We start from the raw sequence: 15,856 nt of genomic DNA on the forward strand, positions 1-15,856 counted from the left end.
TCGCGAGCGGCTGCAGGGAGAGTCGTCATATGTTATCGACCGGAAGTGTCGCGCTCGGGCATCTGGAGTAGACGGGGCGTGCGAGCGGGCTTCAGCGCCCGCGCGGATTGGAGGTGACAGGCTTGGCGGTTGAGAAGCTCAAGGATCGACGCACTCGGACGTCGCGGGTCGTCGACGCGCTGCGGGCGCAGATCGATGCCGGCGACTATGCGTCCGGCGACAAGCTGCCGACGGAGCCGGTGCTGGTCGAGCGCTTCGGCTTCAGCCGGACCGTCATCCGGGAGGCCATCGCCGCCTTGCGGGCCGACGGCCTGGTCGAATCGCGCCAGGGCGTCGGCGTCTTCGTGCTCGGGCCCCGACAGCGTGAGACGTTGCCCAGCCTGTTCCTCGAAGCGACCGACAAGATTTCCGACATCATCGAGGAGCTGGAACTGCGGCTCGGCATCGAGGTCGAGGCCGCCGGCCTCGCCGCCCTGCGCAGCTCGCCCGCCCAGGAGGCGGAGATTCAGGCGCAGATCGAGACCTTCGAGAAGCTGGTGGAGGCAGGCCAGTCGACCGACAATGCCGACTTCGACTTCCACATGGCGATCGCCGCCGCGACCAACAACGAGCGGTTCAAGCTGTTCCTGTCGCATATCGGCCAGCGGATCATCCCGCGGGTGAAGTTTCGCCGCGCCATGGGCGGCATCGACCCCTTGCCAAACCGCGATCGCCAGCTGCTCGCCGAGCATGCCGAAGTCGCCGAAGCGATCTGGAACCGCGATCCCGAACGGGCGCGCGATGCGATGCGCCGGCACCTCCTCGGCGGCATCAAGCGCTACCGCGCCATCATCCGACCTGCAGCGCGGGCCGAAGCTGCCGATTGACAAGGTGCGACCAGTCATCATACGTTTTCCCAGAAGTCATCATATTACGTGTGGGAAAACATGTCGCCGGAAACACTCAAGCAGCGCATCTCCTCGGGCCTTCTCTCCTTCCCGGTCACCCATTTCAAGCCGGACCTGTCGCTCGACCTGGAAAGCTACAGCTCGCATGTGGACTGGCTGTCCGGCTTCGAGGCAGCGGCGCTGTTCGCCGCCGGTGGCACCGGGGAATTCTTCTCGCTGACGCCGAAGGAAGTCGGCGACGTGACGAAGGCGGCCAAAGAAGCTGCCGGTACCGTGCCGATCATCACCGGCTGCGGCTACGGCGCCGGTCTGGCGGCCGAGATCGCCCGGACGGCGGAAGCCAATGGCGCCGACGGGCTGCTGCTCCTGCCGCATTATCTCATCGGCGCGTCGCAGGAGGGCATCTTCCGGCATGTGAAGTCGGTCTGTGACGCTACCGGTCTCGGCGTCATCATCTACAATCGCGCCAATTCGGTCGCCACCGCAGACACGGTCGCCCGCCTCGCCGAGGCTTGTCCGAATCTCGTCGGCTTCAAGGACGGTACGGGACAGATCGGCCAGGTCAGGCAAATCACAGCCAAGCTGGGCGATCGGCTCTGCTATGTCGGCGGCATGCCGACCCACGAACTCTTCGCCGAGGCCTACAACGCCATCGGCGTCACCACCTATTCCTCGGCCGTGTTCAACTTCGTGCCGGAGCTTGCCGTCAGCTTCTACAAGGCGATGCGCGCCGACGACAAGGCGACGATGGCGAAGATCCTCGACGCGTTCTTCTTCCCCTTCGCCAGGATCCGCGACCGCGAGGTGGGCTATGCCGTGTCGATCATCAAGGCGGGCGTCGAGCTGGTCGGCCGCACGCCCGGCCCGGTCCGCCCGCCGCTCACCGATCTGACGGCGGAGGAAAAGGCCATGCTCCGCGAACTGATCTGATCCGCCCGAGCGCCGGTGCCTCCTCGCCGCCGGCGCGGCTGCAAGCGGCTTCGCGCCCGGCGATGATCCATGCAGGCATCGCCGGGCGTTGTCATGTCCGGGTGCCGTGTTCCGGTGCTCGAAGGGAAACTCGCGGCGCGACGCACCAAGCCTGTTTTCTCCGGGGCGCCGATGCGGTAGCGACCCCTGGCGGGGCGGGGCGCTGCTCGGCAGGCTTCGGAATATGGTCTAAAGCCGCCTCATCAGATGAATTGGGGAGGTGGTCGCCATGAACCGCGACGAGACGTTCGGCAACGGAAAGATCGAGCTTCGGATCGACGGCGATGTCGCTGTCGTGGTCATCGACAATCCGCCGGTGAATGCCGGCAGCCACGACGTACGCCGCGGCCTTCTCGAGGCGTTCGCTGCAATCGAAAGCATGGAGGGGATCGTCGGCGTCGTCCTGGCGGGGGCGAACGGCACCTTCGTCGCCGGTTCCGATCTGAAAGAGTTCGGCGCGCCGCTCGGCGAGCCGCAGCTTCCGTCCGTCATCGCCGCCATCGAGGCGATGGCCCTGCCGGTGGTCGCGGCCCTCGACGGGGCGGCCCTCGGCGGCGGATTCGAGCTTTCGCTCGGCTGCGACGGCCGCGTCGCCGCAACCGGAACCGTGATGGGACTTCCCGAGGTCGGGCTCGGCATCGTGCCCGGAGCCGGCGGGACCCAGCGTCTCCCCCGGCTTGCCGGCATTCCAACCTCGCTCGGGATGATCTGCGGCGCCAGGCGCATCGCGGCCGAGGAAGCGTTGCGGCTCGGACTGATCGACGCCGTTGCGGGCGACGATCTGCGCATGGCTGCTGCGGACCTTGCCCGGCGGCTCGGCGGCAAGCGGCGGGTTCGCGACCTTGCGGTTCCAGCCGCCGATCCGGCCGAACTGGAGGCGGCAAGGAGCGCGGCATTGAAGGCCGGCAAGCATCGGCCGGCGGCGATCGCGGCCGCCCGGCTGGTCGAGCTTGCCGCCACCACGCCCTTCGACGAGGCCCTTGCCGAGGAGCGCCGTATCTTTCAGGATATCCGCCTGAGCCCCGAGGCCGTGGCGCTTCGCCACGTCTTCTTCGCCGAGCGCGCGGCCGGGCGGGTGGACGGTCTTTCGGCCGCGCCTCGCAAAATCCAACTGGCGGCGGTCATCGGCGCCGGCACGATGGGCGCGGGCATCGCCTATGCGCTGCTGCGGGCGGGGTTCGGCGTCGTTCTGATCGAGCAGAACGAAGCCGCTCTCGCGGCCGGCCGCGAGCGCGTCGAGGACCTCGTCGCCGGCGACGCGGCGAAGGGGAGGATCGGCGAGGACGAAGCGGCCGGGATGCGGGCGCGGCTCTCGCCCGTCGCCGATCTCGCCGCCGTGGCAAAGGTCGAGCTCGTCGTCGAGGCGGTCTTCGAGGACATGGCGGTAAAGTCGGCGCTTCTCGCCGATCTCGGGCGGATCGCCGCGCCGCAGACCATCCTTGCCTCCAACACCTCCTATCTCGATCTCGACGCGCTCGCCGCCGCGAGCGGCCGGCCGGACCGGGTCGTCGGCCTGCACTTCTTCAGCCCCGCCCACGTCATGAAGCTGCTCGAGGTGGTGCGGGGGGCAAAGACCTCCGACGAGACGCTGGCGACCGGGCTGTGGCTCGGCCGCAGGCTGAAGAAGACGGCGATCGTCGCCGGGGTCGGGGAGGGCTTCGTCGGCAACCGGCTCTACGCCGCCTATCGCGGCCAGGCGGAAATGCTGGTGGAGGACGGGGCGCTGCCCTGGCAGGTGGATGCCGCGCTTGAGGGCTTCGGCATGGCAATGGGCCCGCTCGCCGTCTCCGACCTCTCCGGCCTCGACATCGCCTTTGCCCGCCGCAAACGCCTCGCGGCGACGCGCGATCCCGCCGAGCGCTACGTCAAGCTTCCCGACATGCTCTGTGACGTCGGCCGGCTCGGCCGCAAGACCGGCGCCGGCTGGTATCGCTACGACGGCGGCAAGCGCCATCCCGACCCGGCGGTCGAGCGCCTGATCCTGTCAGAGGCTGAAGCTGCGGGGCGAGAGCGCCGGGCGATCCCGGACGAGGAATGCCGGGACCGTGCGCTGGCGGCGCTGGTCAACGAGGCGGCGCTGGTGCTCGACGAGGGGATCGCCCAGCGTGCCAGCGACATCGACGTCGCCTTCGTCAACGGCTACGGCTTTCCCCGCTGGCGCGGCGGCCCGCTCTGGTGGGCCGCCCATGAGGGCCGTTCCGCCGTTCTGGCAGCGCTTCCGCAAGTCGCGGCCGCCGTCGGCCACGGCTTCAGGCGTGGCGACGTCGAGGCGATGCTGGAGCGGATCGGCGGGTGAGGGGCCTGCAGAAATTGCGACCTAAGTGTCGTCCTCGACCGCCGTCCTTGGCCTGTCACCCCCGGACGAGACCTCGGCGTGCCATTTGCCGCCGGCGTCTTCCCACACGATGCCGGCGGTCTCGCCGGGCTGCTGCTGCCTGACGGCGGCCTGACGGGCGGCGAGGAAGGCCGCGTCGTGGGTTGCGAAGGTTTCCGAATAGACGTCGCCCAGCTTGTAGGCGAAGCCGCCGTCATGCTCGACGATGTGATAGGTGATCTGTGCCATGGGCCGTTCTCCATTCGAAGCGAGGACTTGCCGCCCGTTTGGCTGGCGCCGTCCTCGAAAGTCCTCGACCCAAATGCTGTCGATCCGCCGGCCGGCAAGGCGTGCGACGCGCGCATTGGCGCAAGGCCGCTCGACAGGACGGCTCGGCTCGGGGCTGCGGCCTGCCGTTCTCCAGGTCATGCGCGCCGCCGCGGAACGCCCCGCGTTCGATCAGGCAACCGTCCGCACATGCTGCGTGGCGCAGTCGCACACGGCTTCGTTTTCTGCTTCTCCGGCCCAGCATCTCAGCTTCGACGTCCTGCCGATGCCAGGATTGAACGTGTTGGTGGGGTCGAGCTTGCGGTAGAAGTCCCGCAAGGCCGGCTTGGCGTCGTAGAGATGCCCGACATTGTGCTCGGCCGGATATTCCGCCCCGCGCGCGTCGAGAAGCTTCCACAGCGCGTGCTCGATCGCCAGGCAGTCCTCGCCTTTGCGGACGAGATATTCTTGGTGGAGGACGTGGCAGAAGAAGTGGCCGCAATACATCTTGAAGGCGATCTTGTCCTCGATCTCCTGCGGCAGCCGTTCGAACCAGTCCAGCGTGTTGCGGGGCAGGGCGACGTCGAGAGCGACGATGTCCTCGACCGTCGTGGGATGGACGGCGCGGTAGCGCACGATCGCGCCGCCGACGGCGAAGCGGTTGAGGAAGGCTGCGCTCCCCTCCTCGGCGTCACATTCGAAGAAGTCTCCGGTGGCCGACGGAAACCGGCCTTCGAGATAGGCGCGCGCCTCGGCCGAGCCGCCATTGCCCATCTTGAGCAAGAGGTGGTGGGCGTAGCGCTCTCGGTAATCGTTCATCCGCTTCGGCAGATGTTCCCGGAACAGGCGCGACACCCCCTGAAGGAAGCGGTCGGAGATGGCGCCCCCGAGGCCGAGCTTTTCGGTGATCCCGTCGATCCGGCTCTTGACCGCAAAGGCCTTCGGCACGTTGTCCGTGCCGAAATGCCTGATGAACAGGAACAGGTCCTTCCCGTACCGTCTGCTGGCGTCGTAGGCGGTGCGGTGCATGTATTCCCCGGCGATCGGCAGGTTGTCGAAACCGGTCAGGATCTCGCGCCGGATGGCTTCCAGCTCCGCCGGGTCGTTGCTGCCGATGTAGAAGACGGCAACGTCCTCGTCGGCCGCAAACGTGTCGAGCCGGACGGCGAAGACCGCCACCTTGCCGGCCGAGCCGGACGCCTCGTAGTGGCGGCGCGGGTCGGCATTGAAGCGGGCAGGTGAGGCTGCGTCGACCTGCCGGACATGGTGTTGGTACTCGCGGTCCGAGGCCCAGCGATCGGCCGGAAACGCGATCTGGCTTTCGTCGAACGAGCCGCCATCGATCGCCGCGAGGATCACCTCGGGGTCGTTGCCGACCTCGATCCCCAGGTGATTGACCAATTGTAGTTCGCCAGTTTCCGTGACCTGCGCGAAAAGGGCCATCTGCGTGAAGGCGGGGCCGCGGCGGATCAGCGCGCCGCCGGAATTGTTGCAGATGCCGCCGGTCACCGAAGCGCCGATGCAGGACGAGCCGATGACCGAATGGGGCTCGCGGCCGAGCGGGCGCAGCCGCTTTTCCAGCTGGTTCAGCGTCGACCCCGGCTGGCAGATCACCTGACGGCCGGAATCGAGGAGATGGATGCGGTCCATCCGCAGCATGTTGACGATGACGATCGGCCGGTCGTAGCCATCGCCGTCTGGCGTCGAGCCGCCGGTGAGGCCGGTATTGGCGGCCTGGCAGATGATCGCGACATCCGCCGCGACACAGGCTTTCAGCGTACGCCACTGTTCGACCAGGCTGCCCGGCCGAACCACCGCGAGGACGTCACCGTCGCCGTAGCGGTAGCCCTTGCGGAAGCGCCGCGTCGCATTCTGGCCGGTCAGCACGTGACGCGCTCCGACTATGTCCTGAAGTTCTGCGACGAGATCGCTCATGCTGCGCGGGGAGACATCTCCCCTCCCTGTTCGATTTGCGGATCCGGCCGCTCGCTCGGCGCCCGAGGAATCGTCAGATACTCGTATAGCCGCCATCGACCGAAACGATCGATCCCGTCATCAGGCTCGACGCATCGGAGGCGAGGAACTGCACCACGGACGCGATTTCCTCCGGCTCGCCGAGACGTCCCATCGGGGTCATCTTCAGCCACTGGTCGACCAACTCGGCCGATCCCTCGGCGACGCCGGCGATCAGCGGGGTGTTGATATAGGTGGGCGCCACGGCGTTGACGCGCACGCCGCGGGCCGCCCATTCCACCGCCAGGGATTTCGTCAGGTGGTGCACGGCGGCCTTGGTGGCGTTGTAGTGGCACTGCGGCTGCGGCCAGTTGACGATCTGGCCGGACATCGAGCCGACATTGACGATCGATCCCCTGCCGTTTGCAACCATCTTCCGACCGAAAGCGCGGCAGGTGCGGAAGACGCCGGTCAGATTGACGTCGACGACCTTCTGCCACTCGTCGTCGTCCATCTCCTCGGCTGGTGTGTTGGTGACGACCCCGGCGTTGCAAACCAGGATGTCGAGGGCCGGAAGCTTGTCCGCAAGTGACCGAAGCGCCGCCGTGTCGGTGACGTCGAGCCGGTGAATGCCGGCGACCCGGCCCGTGGGCAGCGCCGCGCCCGTCGCTTCGGCGCGGGTGGCGTCGATATCGGTGCAGTGCACGTCGGCGCCCGTTTGCGCGAGTGCCATGGCGATCGCCGCCCCGATCCCTTGCCCGGCGCCCGTCACCAGCGCCGTCTTGCCGGAAAGGTCGAGCTTTCGGCGATAATCCGTCATGGCAGTTCCTTCGGCGGGTTTTCCGCATAGTGGCATCGAACGGCGAGGCATCATCCCGACCATGGCGGCGTCTGGTATCGAAAAGCCGACGCAGTGCCGGATCATCGCCGGAAGAGAGATATAGCAAAACTATATGATGGGTGCTGAGACCGTCAACGGGGAGGGAGCCACCGATCCATTATTCGAAGCGAAGGCGTTACAGTGGTACGCGAAAAAGCATCTCTATGAATCTAATTTGACGGATATTTCTTCCATTCAAATCGACCGATGACCGGGCTGCGCCACATTCCGGGATGGATTGCGCTACGAGTCCCCACTGAAGGATTTCCACAAATTTCAGCCTTCCGTTCGACGCAGATCTAGTTTAGCTATGCCGCCACGATGATGACAGGGCGCGCAGGCGCTGCGGCGATGAGCGGCCGTGACGGAAGGGCGAACGGATGTTCGAGAGCGAAATGCTGATCGGCGGCGAGTGGGTGCCGGGCACCGGCGACGTCCTTCAGGTGCAGAATCCGGCGACCGAAGAGACGATCGGGACGATCACCAACGCCACCACCGAAGAGATCGATCGCGCCATCCACGCCGCCCGCAAGGCGTTTCCGGCATGGGCCGGCCTCTCTCCGTTCAAGCGGGCGGAGTTGCTGCACAAGGCGGGAGAACTGATCGACCAGCGCAAGGACGACATCGCGCGGGCGATGACGACCGAGCAGGGCAAGCCGCTGAACGAGGCGAGGGGCGAGGTGTCCAAGCTCGCCCAGACCCTGCACTTCTATGCGGAAGAAGGCGTCCGCGTTCACGGCGAGATCATCCCGAACGAAAGCAACGCCTATCAGAGCCTCGTCGTTCGCGAGCCGATCGGCGTCGTCGCGGCGATCTCGCCCTGGAACTATCCGGCCGAGCTGATCGGCTGGAAGATCGGCGGGGCGCTTGCCGCCGGCTGCACGATCGTCGTCAAGCCGCCGGAACTGACGCCCTTCTCGCCGCTGGCGATCGCCCGCGCCCTGCATGATGCCGGCATCCCCGCCGGCGTCGTCAACATGGTCACCGGCAAGGGGTCGAGCGTCGGCCAGCATCTCGTCGAAAGCCCGCTCGTCGACAAGGTCGCCTTCACCGGCTCGGGCGCGGTCGGCCTCAGGATCCAGCAATCCAGCCTGACGGTGAAGAAGCTGTCCCTGGAGCTCGGCGGCAACTGCCCGATGATCGTCACCGCCACCGCCGATCTCGACGCGGCGGTCAAGGGCGCGGCGCGGCGTTCGTTCCGCAACATGGGCCAGATCTGCATTGCCATCAATCGCATCTATGTCGCCGAAAGCGTCTACGAGCCGTTCCTGTCGAAGCTTGCGGCGGCGGCCGACGCCTTGACCATCGACAACGGCCTCGACGATCCGGGCGCCGATCTCGGCGCCATGGCCTCGGCCGAGCCCCTCGGAAAGACGAAAGCCCATCTCGCCGACGCCTTGCAGAAGGGTGCGCGGCTGATGGCCGGGGGTCGCCCGCCGGAGGGCGAGAAATTCAGGAAGGGCTTCTTCTTCCGCCCGACGGTTCTCGCGGACTGCACCCACGAGATGCAGGTGATGACCGAGGAGACCTTCGGTCCGCTGGTCGGCGTCGCTCCGTTCCGCACCCTCTCCGAGGCGGTCGAGAAGGCGAACGACACCCCCTACGGCCTCGCCTCCTACGCCTACACCAAGCACATGGACGAGATGCGCTACATCTCGTCCCGGCTCGACTACGGCAACGTCGCGATCAACAACGTCGACGCCGGCATCATCAACGCCCCTTATGGTGGTCGCAAGCAGAGCGGCGTCGGCTATGAGCACGGCCGCGAGGGTATGCTGGAATATTTCAACTTCAAGCATGTGCGGATCTGTTTCGACGAGCCGGAGGATGCCTGATGGCGGCTGACACGGCGATCCTCGGCATCGACATCGGCACGTCCGGCTGCAAAGCGCTGCTGCTCGATCCTGCCGGCACGGTCCTTGCGACCCACACGGCGACCTACGACGCCAGCGCGCCGCGGCCGGGCTGGTCGGAGCAGGATCCGGAAGACTGGATCACCGGCGCGCGCGCCGCCATCTCCGGCGTCCTCGCCAAGCGTCCGGCGACCGAAGTCGTCGCCATCGGCCTCTCCGGCCAGATGCACGGGCTGACGCCGCTGGACGAGGCGCATCGGGTGTTGCGTCCGGCGATCCTGTGGAACGACCAGCGCACTGCGGTCGAATGCGCGGAAATGACCGAGGCGGTCGGCGGCCTGCCGGCGCTGCTCGCCGAGACGAACAACCGGATGCTGCCGGGCTACACCGGCGGCAAGATCGTCTGGATGCGCAAGCACGAGCCGGAGCTCTATAGCCGGCTGCGCCATGTGCTCAATCCCAAGGACTACCTGCGCCTGCGGCTGACCGGTGAGCTTGCGACGGAGGTCTCCGACGCGTCGGGCACCGGCCTTTTCGACGTTCGTCGGCGGGCTTGGTCGCAGACGGTGATGGAGGCGGCGTGCATCGATCCGGCGATGTTGCCGGCGTGTCATGAATCCCAAGAGGTCTCAGGCCGGGTTTCGGCCTCGGCCGCCGCTTTCTTCGGTCTGCCCGCAGGGCTCCCGGTGGTGGGCGGTGGCGGCGACTCCGTCATCCAGACCATCGGCTCGGGCGTCATCGATCCCGGCGATCTGCAGACGACCGTCGGCACCGCGGGCATTCTCGCCTGCGCGCTCGATGCGCCGCGCGACAATCCCGATGGCCGCCTGCAGGTCTTCTGCAACGTTGCGCCGGACCGCTGGCACTGCATGGGTGTCTCGCTGAATGCCGGGGGCGCTCTCGCCTGGCTGCGGCGGCTGGCGCAGGGGTTCGGCGACCTCACCGAGAACGGTTGGCACGACATCCCCTTCGACCGCCTGATGGAGCGCGCCGCCGCCAGCACGGCCGGGTCCCGCGGGCTGATCTTCCTGCCGTATCTCAACGGCGAACGCTGTCCCTATCCCGACCCCGATGCGCGTGGGGCGTTTCTCGGCCTGACCGCGCGTCACGGCGAAAGTGACGTGATCCGCAGCGTCTTGGAAGGCGTCGTCTTCGCCCTGCGCGACATCTACGCCCTGATGGCCGAAGCCGGCATCGCCGCCGATTGCATCCGCGCCTCCGGCGGCGGCGCGGCCTCGCCCTTCTGGCGGCAAATCCAGGCGGACGTTTTCGGCTGCGACGTCGTCACCACCGAGGGCGCGGCGGAGGGCGGAGCGTTCGGCGCGGCCATCGTCGCCGGCGTCGGCGTCGGCATCTGGCCGGATGCGAGCATCGCGGCCAGCCATTGCCGACCGGTGTCGCGGCAGTCTCCGTCGAAGCAGCGGGGCGTCTACGCCGAGATGTTCGGCATCTACCGGACGCTCTATCCGACGCTGCAGGGCACCTTCGGAAGGCTGGCCGATCCGATCTTCGATACTGAGGAGCAAGCATGACGGCCGAGGGCCAGATCAAAGCGGTCGTCTTCGACCTCGACGGAACGTTGATCGACAGCGCGCCTGACATCGCGGCGGCCGTCAATCGCGTCCTCGCCGAGCATGGCTGGGCGCCGCTCGAGACCGACTATGTCGAACGCTTCATCGGTGATGGTCCGAAGACGCTGCTTCTGAGAATCCTGCAGGAGCAGGGCCTGCCGACCGACGACGCCTTCGTCGAGGCGTCGAAGAATGCCTATCTGCAGAATTACGCCGAGGCACCAGCGACGCACACGACGTTCTTCGCCCATGTCGCTGAAGACCTGAGGGCGTTGAAGGCGTCCGGACTCAGGCTAGGCATCTGCACCAACAAGCCGCACGGACTGACGCAGACGGTGCTGTCCATCCTCGGCATCGCCGAGCTTTTCGACAGCGCCATCGGCGCCGACGCGGCGCCGCGGCGCAAGCCCGACGCGGCGCATCTTCTCGCGGTCGTCGACGCAATGGGGCTCGACAAGGACGAGATCGCCTATGTCGGCGACACCGAGGTCGACAGCGCCTGTGCGCGCAGTGCCGGCGTGCCGTTCTTCATCGTGCCGTGGGGCGGCGGCTCGCACGTCGTCGATGCCGACGCGACCCGGATCTCGCGGCTGCGCGATCTGCTGTTTCATCTCGGCCGGGCGAAGGCGGCGGACGTGCCGGCATGATCCAGAGCCTTCTCCACCAGATCCGTGAGGAAATGCCCAAGATGGCGGCGGCCGAGCGCCGGGTGGCGGAGGCAGTCAATGCCAGGCCGAACGACGTCATTCACATGAGCATGGCGGTGCTGGCCAAGGATTGCGGCGTCAGCGATCCGACCATCATCCGCTTCTGCCGGCGCTTCGGCTTCGACGGCTATCAGGATTTCAAGGTCAATCTGGCCCAGAACATCGTCCCCCGGGCGCCGTTCCACTACGACAAGATCACCGCGGACGACACGGTCGAGAACATCGTCCGCAAGACCTGCGAAAATTCGCTCAGCGCCATCCAGCGCGCGCTGGAAGACCTCGTTCCGGCACAGATCGAGGCTGGGGCCAAGGCCATCCACGCCGCCTCCTGGCTGGCGATCTACGCCACCGGCATTTCCGAGGTGACGGCGATCGATGCCGAGCACAAGTTCCAGCGCCTCGGCTTTCGATGCTCGGCGATCCTCGGCGAGAAACGGCAGCGCACCCAGGCCGGTTTCGCCCGGCCCGGCGAACTCGCCCTGATCTTCTCCCAGTCCGGCGCGACGCGGCAGATGGTCGAGCTCGCCAAGGCGACGCGGGAAAAGGGCGCGACGGTGCTGTCGATCACCGCCGGCGACACGCCGCTGGCGGCGGTGAGCGATCACGTGATCGCGGTGACGCCCTACGACCACACCGAACTTCTGACGCCGCTGGCTTCGCGGCTGAACCATCACCTGGTGGTCAACATGCTGGTCACGGCCATCGCCGTGATGACGGGCAACGAATTTCCCGACCAGCTGCCGGCCCTCGACTCCTGGCTTACCGAAAAGCTCTGACGCGGCCGATGCGCCGCTCATGATCGAAGGATCTGACATGACGACACAAGACGACGCCAAGCGGCTGGCCGGCATCAAGGTGATCGACACCTACGTACGGGACGGCATGAAGGTCGGCCTCGGATCGGGAACGACGTCGCACATTTTCGTGCGGGAACTCGGCGCCAGGGTCGCCGACGGCCTGAAGCTCACCTGCACCACCACGTCGAACAGCACGAGCGCGGTGGCGCGGGAAGTCGGGATCGAACTGACCGACGTCAACGACATCGACATGCTCGACCTGACGATCGACGGTCCGGACGAGATCGACCGGCAGTTCCGGATGATTAAGGGCGGCGGAGCGTGCCTGTTGTGGGAGAAGATCGTCGCGCATGCCTCCCGCCGCATGGTGACGATCTGTGACGAGACCAAGATCGTCGACACGCTGGGTCGCTTTCCGCTGCCGGTCGAGGTCGTCCAATATGCCTGGCAGCAGACCGAGAGGGCCATCCGGCGCACCTTGCCAAACTACGGCGTTGCCGGAACGGAGCTCGTTCGACGCATGAAGAATGGCGCGCCGGTCGTCACCGACAGCGGCAACTTCATCATCGACTGCCACTGCGGGTCGATCGGCGATGCCGAGGGCCTGGAGGTGGCGCTGAACATGATCCCGGGGGTGGTGGAGAATGGTCTCTTCACCCGCGAGTCGAGCGCCATGGTCGTCGGCTGCTTCGACGGAACCGCGTATGTGAGCGAGCGATCGGCGAACTGAACTGGAGTAAATCTAGTTTTACAAGATGCGACGCGAGTGAGCGAATGAGATCGTTCGCCCGCGTGGGCCCCGGACGGTTGTCTCCAGTCGTTGATACACTGAAATAACTGAAGAAAATCGCCGAAATGTCGGGTTGGGTTGATGAGTCGCCTTGACGGCGGACAGGCCCCGTGATGTAAAACGTACTAGTAAAACTACATTCACATCGAACCACATCTGGGAGGATAAAATGTTCAAGAAATTCGACGTCTCACGCCGTTCCGTCCTGAGGGGCGGGCTCGCCCTCGGCGCCGCCAGCCTCGGCATGCCGGGCTTTGCCAAGGCCGCCGACCGCGTCTTCGTGCCGTTCAGCAACAAGAGCCTCGACTACTATTTCTTCGTCATCCAGGAAGAGGCGGTGCGGCGCGCCGTCGAGGGGCGCGAGTGGGAGTTCCAGGCCACCAACGCCAATTTCGACAACACCCGCCAGCTCGAGCAGTGGCAGAGCCTGCTTCTGAGCCAGCCCTCGGCGATCGTCTGTGACCCGATCGACAGCCAGGCGATCGCCTCGTCGATCGCCCGCTACAACCAGCGCAAGGTGCCGGTCGCCATCATCGATACGCCCGCCGACGGCGGCGACGTGGCGATCACCGTCTCCTTCGACAACTACCAGGGCGGCGTCATGGCCGCCCAGGAGATCATCAAGCGGCTGGAAAAGAAGTACGGCTCCAAGAAGGGCACGGTGCTCAACTGTTTCGGCGCCCTGCAGAGCGTCGCCTGGCGCCTCCGCAAGGAGGGCTTCGAGGCCGAGATGGCCAAGCATCCCGACATCAAGCTGCTCAGCCGGCCGACCGAAGGCCAGCTCGACCTGATGCTGTCGGTGACGCTGTCCACGCTGTCGGAATATCCGGATCTCGACGCCGTCCATGCGCCGAGCGACAGCCCGGCCCGCGGCATCGCCACCGCGCTGCAGCAGCGCGACCGCTGGAAGAAGGTCGGTGAGGAGGGCCATGTCATCTTCATCAACATCGACGGCGAGCCGATCGCGCTGCAGCTGATCAAGGAAGGCTACATGGATGCCTGCGTCTCGCAGGATCCGATCGCCTACGGCCAGATCGCCGTCGACATGCTCGAGAAGCATGCGATGAAGGGCGAGGCCGTTCCGCTCGGCGCCTACGAGAACGACAAGTACTTCTGGGAAAAGGGCGAAATCGTCGATTCCAAGACCGGCCCCGCCTTGATCATTCCGCCCTTCGTCATCGATGCCTCGAACGCCGAGGACAAGCGCCACTGGGGCAACATCGCCGAGCAGGAATGGGGTATCGCCTACAAATAGGCCCGATGCGTCCCGGGCATGCGGGCGAGGGCCCGCATGCCTCGATGCGCGAGGATGAGCCAGGGAGAGCCGGGTGCAGCATATGACAGTCGGCAATGCCGGGACGGCTGACGCCGATATCCTGCGCATTGCCAATCTCACCAAGACCTACGGACGGTTTTCCGCCCTCAAATCCGTCAGCCTCTCGGTCCGCCGCGGCTCGATCCACGGCCTGCTGGGCGAGAACGGCGCCGGCAAGAGCACGCTGGTGGGCATGATCTCGGGCCAACGGCAGCCGACCAGCGGCACCATCACCCTGAACGGGATCGAGGTGCAGGGCCACGACGTCAAGGAAATGGAGAAGGCCGGCGTCTTCCTGGTGACCCAGGAGCCGATGATCATCGATCACATGAGCGTCGCGGAGAACCTTCTTCTCGGCATCTGGCCGCGCAAGGGCTGGCTGATCGACTGGAAACGGCTTCGCCGGGACGCGGCCAGGATGCTTCAGGACACGGACATCGATCCGGGCCAAAGGGCCGGAACGCTGGACGCCGTGGCGCGCCGCAAGCTGAACATCCTTCGGGCGATGTTCAGCGGCGGCAGGGTCGTCATCCTCGACGAGCCGACCGCCTCGCTCGACGTCGAGGCGCGTCAGCAGCTCTTCGCCTTCATGCGCCGCCTCAAGGCCGAAGGCGTCACCTTCATCTTCATCTCGCACTACAACGACGAGATCCTCGAGATCTGCGACGCCGTGAGCGTGTTGCGGGACGGGGAGCTCGCGGGGGGCTCCGACGACGTCGGCGAGATGACCTCCGACATGCTGTCCGAACTCGTGCTTGGCCGCGGCCTTTCGCTGTTCCAGCGCCAGCGCCGTACCTTTGGCGCGGATGAGGCGGCGATCGTCGTCGAAGGCGTTCGCGCCCGCAACGTCGCCGTCGACGCCTTTCGCATTCATCCCGGCGAGATCGTCGGCTTCGCAGGCCTGCCCGGCGCCGGCGCCAAGGAGTTCGCGCGCTGCCTGTTCGGGCTGGTCCATGCGAAGGATGGCACGATGCGGCTGGAGCCCAATTCGCCGGCCGTGAAGCTTCCCGGCCATCCCTTCGAGGCCTATCGGCGAGGCATCGCGTTTCTCTCCGACGACCGCCGCAAGGACGGTCTGGTGGGGCATCTGTCGATCGGCGCGAACATGTCCCTGTCCTCGCTGCCGGCGCTCTCTCGCCGGGGCTTCGTCGACGTGGAGGCGGAGCGGGAGATCATTTCGCGCTACTTCGCCGGCATGGGCGTCAAGGCGCCGAACCCCGAGGTCGCCATCGACACGCTCAGCGGCGGCAACCAGCAGAAGGTCTGTCTCGGGCGCGTCTTGGCGACGGAGCCGAAACTCTTGATCCTAGACGAGCCGACGCGCGGCATCGACGTCGGCGTCAAGCAGGACGTTCACCGGATCATCGACGAATTGAGCGGACAGGGCGTCGCCGTGATCGTCGTGACCACCGACTCCGACGAGATGATCCGCCTGGTCGATCGCGTCTGCGTGTTCTCGGCCGGAAGCATCGTCGGGGAGCTGACGGGGGAGGCGATCAGCAAGGACCGCCTCCGGCAAATCAGCGGCTGACGCGGCGTAGAATACGGCTCGA

At 66.4% G+C, this 15,856-nt stretch carries 13 protein-coding genes; 10 read left to right on the forward strand and 3 right to left on the reverse strand.

Annotation, left to right across the window (positions count from 1 at the left end; genetic code table 11):
- Window positions 1-122 precede the first annotated feature (122 nt).
- The 3 genes from GTK09_RS16175 to GTK09_RS16185 all read left to right on the forward strand — a co-directional run bounded on the left by GTK09_RS16175 (window position 123) and on the right by GTK09_RS16185 (window position 4,152).
- Window positions 123-866, forward strand: coding sequence for a FadR/GntR family transcriptional regulator (locus GTK09_RS16175; protein ID WP_246217948.1), 744 nt, complete (start codon window positions 123-125; stop codon window positions 864-866).
- A 60-nt stretch (window positions 867-926) separates the two neighbouring features.
- On the forward strand, window positions 927-1,817 hold the full coding sequence (gene kdgD / locus GTK09_RS16180) for a 5-dehydro-4-deoxyglucarate dehydratase (protein ID WP_163464382.1): 891 nt from the start codon (window positions 927-929) through the stop codon (window positions 1,815-1,817).
- Between the two features lie 268 nt (window positions 1,818-2,085).
- Window positions 2,086-4,152: a 3-hydroxyacyl-CoA dehydrogenase NAD-binding domain-containing protein gene (locus tag GTK09_RS16185; protein ID WP_163464384.1), complete on the forward strand. Its 2,067-nt coding sequence runs from the start codon at window positions 2,086-2,088 to the stop codon at window positions 4,150-4,152.
- 21 nt (window positions 4,153-4,173) lie between these two features.
- Here the strand turns inward: GTK09_RS16185 and GTK09_RS16190 are convergent, their stop codons facing one another.
- The 3 genes from GTK09_RS16190 to GTK09_RS16200 all read right to left on the reverse strand — a co-directional run bounded on the left by GTK09_RS16190 (window position 4,174) and on the right by GTK09_RS16200 (window position 7,210).
- On the reverse strand, window positions 4,174-4,419 hold the full coding sequence (locus tag GTK09_RS16190; protein ID WP_163464387.1) for a DUF2188 domain-containing protein: 246 nt from the start codon (window positions 4,417-4,419) through the stop codon (window positions 4,174-4,176).
- A gap of 210 nt (window positions 4,420-4,629) precedes the next feature.
- Entirely contained in the window at window positions 4,630-6,372 is a 1,743-nt protein-coding gene (gene dld / locus GTK09_RS16195; protein WP_163464389.1) for a D-lactate dehydrogenase, read from the reverse strand.
- 73 nt (window positions 6,373-6,445) lie between these two features.
- Window positions 6,446-7,210, reverse strand: coding sequence for an SDR family NAD(P)-dependent oxidoreductase (locus GTK09_RS16200; RefSeq protein ID WP_163464391.1), 765 nt, complete (start codon window positions 7,208-7,210; stop codon window positions 6,446-6,448).
- A 440-nt stretch (window positions 7,211-7,650) separates the two neighbouring features.
- Between GTK09_RS16200 and GTK09_RS16205 the strand changes: the two genes are divergently transcribed.
- The 7 genes from GTK09_RS16205 to GTK09_RS16235 all read left to right on the forward strand — a co-directional run bounded on the left by GTK09_RS16205 (window position 7,651) and on the right by GTK09_RS16235 (window position 15,834).
- A complete protein-coding gene (locus GTK09_RS16205) occupies window positions 7,651-9,105 on the forward strand; it encodes an NAD-dependent succinate-semialdehyde dehydrogenase (protein ID WP_163464393.1) in 1,455 nt (484 codons plus the stop codon).
- The gene (gene xylB / locus GTK09_RS16210) at window positions 9,105-10,655 is read left to right on the forward strand and encodes a xylulokinase (RefSeq protein ID WP_163464395.1); all 1,551 of its coding nucleotides are present in this window, start codon (window positions 9,105-9,107) and stop codon (window positions 10,653-10,655) included. The genes GTK09_RS16205 and xylB overlap by 1 nt, the downstream gene beginning before the upstream one ends.
- Entirely contained in the window at window positions 10,652-11,341 is a 690-nt protein-coding gene (gph, locus tag GTK09_RS16215; protein ID WP_163464397.1) for a phosphoglycolate phosphatase, read from the forward strand. The genes xylB and gph overlap by 4 nt, the downstream gene beginning before the upstream one ends.
- Window positions 11,338-12,177, forward strand: a complete 840-nt coding sequence (locus tag GTK09_RS16220) for a MurR/RpiR family transcriptional regulator (RefSeq protein ID WP_163464399.1) — start codon at window positions 11,338-11,340, stop codon at window positions 12,175-12,177. The genes gph and GTK09_RS16220 overlap by 4 nt, the downstream gene beginning before the upstream one ends.
- A 37-nt stretch (window positions 12,178-12,214) precedes the next feature.
- Entirely contained in the window at window positions 12,215-12,928 is a 714-nt protein-coding gene (gene rpiA, locus GTK09_RS16225) for a ribose-5-phosphate isomerase RpiA (RefSeq protein ID WP_163464401.1), read from the forward strand.
- Window positions 12,929-13,157: 229 nt separating this feature from the next.
- Window positions 13,158-14,243 (forward strand): sugar ABC transporter substrate-binding protein, encoded by a 1,086-nt coding sequence (locus GTK09_RS16230; protein ID WP_163464402.1) that lies wholly within the window; start codon window positions 13,158-13,160, stop codon window positions 14,241-14,243.
- A gap of 82 nt (window positions 14,244-14,325) precedes the next feature.
- Complete coding sequence (locus GTK09_RS16235; protein ID WP_163464509.1) at window positions 14,326-15,834, forward strand: sugar ABC transporter ATP-binding protein; 1,509 nt, start codon at window positions 14,326-14,328, stop codon at window positions 15,832-15,834.
- The last annotated feature ends 22 nt before the right edge of the window (window positions 15,835-15,856 follow it).

This window comes from Jiella pacifica (assembly GCF_010500815.1).
GTDB lineage: Bacteria > Pseudomonadota > Alphaproteobacteria > Rhizobiales > Rhizobiaceae > Jiella > Jiella pacifica.

Excerpts from the sequence above, each read along its gene's own strand:
- gph (WP_163464397.1), top strand. The coding sequence starts at position 10,652 with ATGACGGCCGAGGGCCAGATCAAAGCGGTCGTCTTCGACCTCGACGGA.
- kdgD (WP_163464382.1), top strand. The coding sequence starts at position 927 with ATGTCGCCGGAAACACTCAAGCAGCGCATCTCCTCGGGCCTTCTCTCC.
- GTK09_RS16235 (WP_163464509.1), top strand. The coding sequence starts at position 14,326 with ATGACAGTCGGCAATGCCGGGACGGCTGACGCCGATATCCTGCGCATT.
- rpiA (WP_163464401.1), top strand. The coding sequence starts at position 12,215 with ATGACGACACAAGACGACGCCAAGCGGCTGGCCGGCATCAAGGTGATC.
- GTK09_RS16230 (WP_163464402.1), top strand. The coding sequence starts at position 13,158 with ATGTTCAAGAAATTCGACGTCTCACGCCGTTCCGTCCTGAGGGGCGGG.
- GTK09_RS16185 (WP_163464384.1), top strand. The coding sequence starts at position 2,086 with ATGAACCGCGACGAGACGTTCGGCAACGGAAAGATCGAGCTTCGGATC.
- dld (WP_163464389.1), bottom strand. The coding sequence starts at position 6,372 with ATGAGCGATCTCGTCGCAGAACTTCAGGACATAGTCGGAGCGCGTCAC.
- xylB (WP_163464395.1), top strand. The coding sequence starts at position 9,105 with ATGGCGGCTGACACGGCGATCCTCGGCATCGACATCGGCACGTCCGGC.
- GTK09_RS16200 (WP_163464391.1), bottom strand. The coding sequence starts at position 7,210 with ATGACGGATTATCGCCGAAAGCTCGACCTTTCCGGCAAGACGGCGCTG.
- GTK09_RS16205 (WP_163464393.1), top strand. The coding sequence starts at position 7,651 with ATGTTCGAGAGCGAAATGCTGATCGGCGGCGAGTGGGTGCCGGGCACC.
- GTK09_RS16220 (WP_163464399.1), top strand. The coding sequence starts at position 11,338 with ATGATCCAGAGCCTTCTCCACCAGATCCGTGAGGAAATGCCCAAGATG.
- GTK09_RS16190 (WP_163464387.1), bottom strand. The coding sequence starts at position 4,419 with ATGGCACAGATCACCTATCACATCGTCGAGCATGACGGCGGCTTCGCC.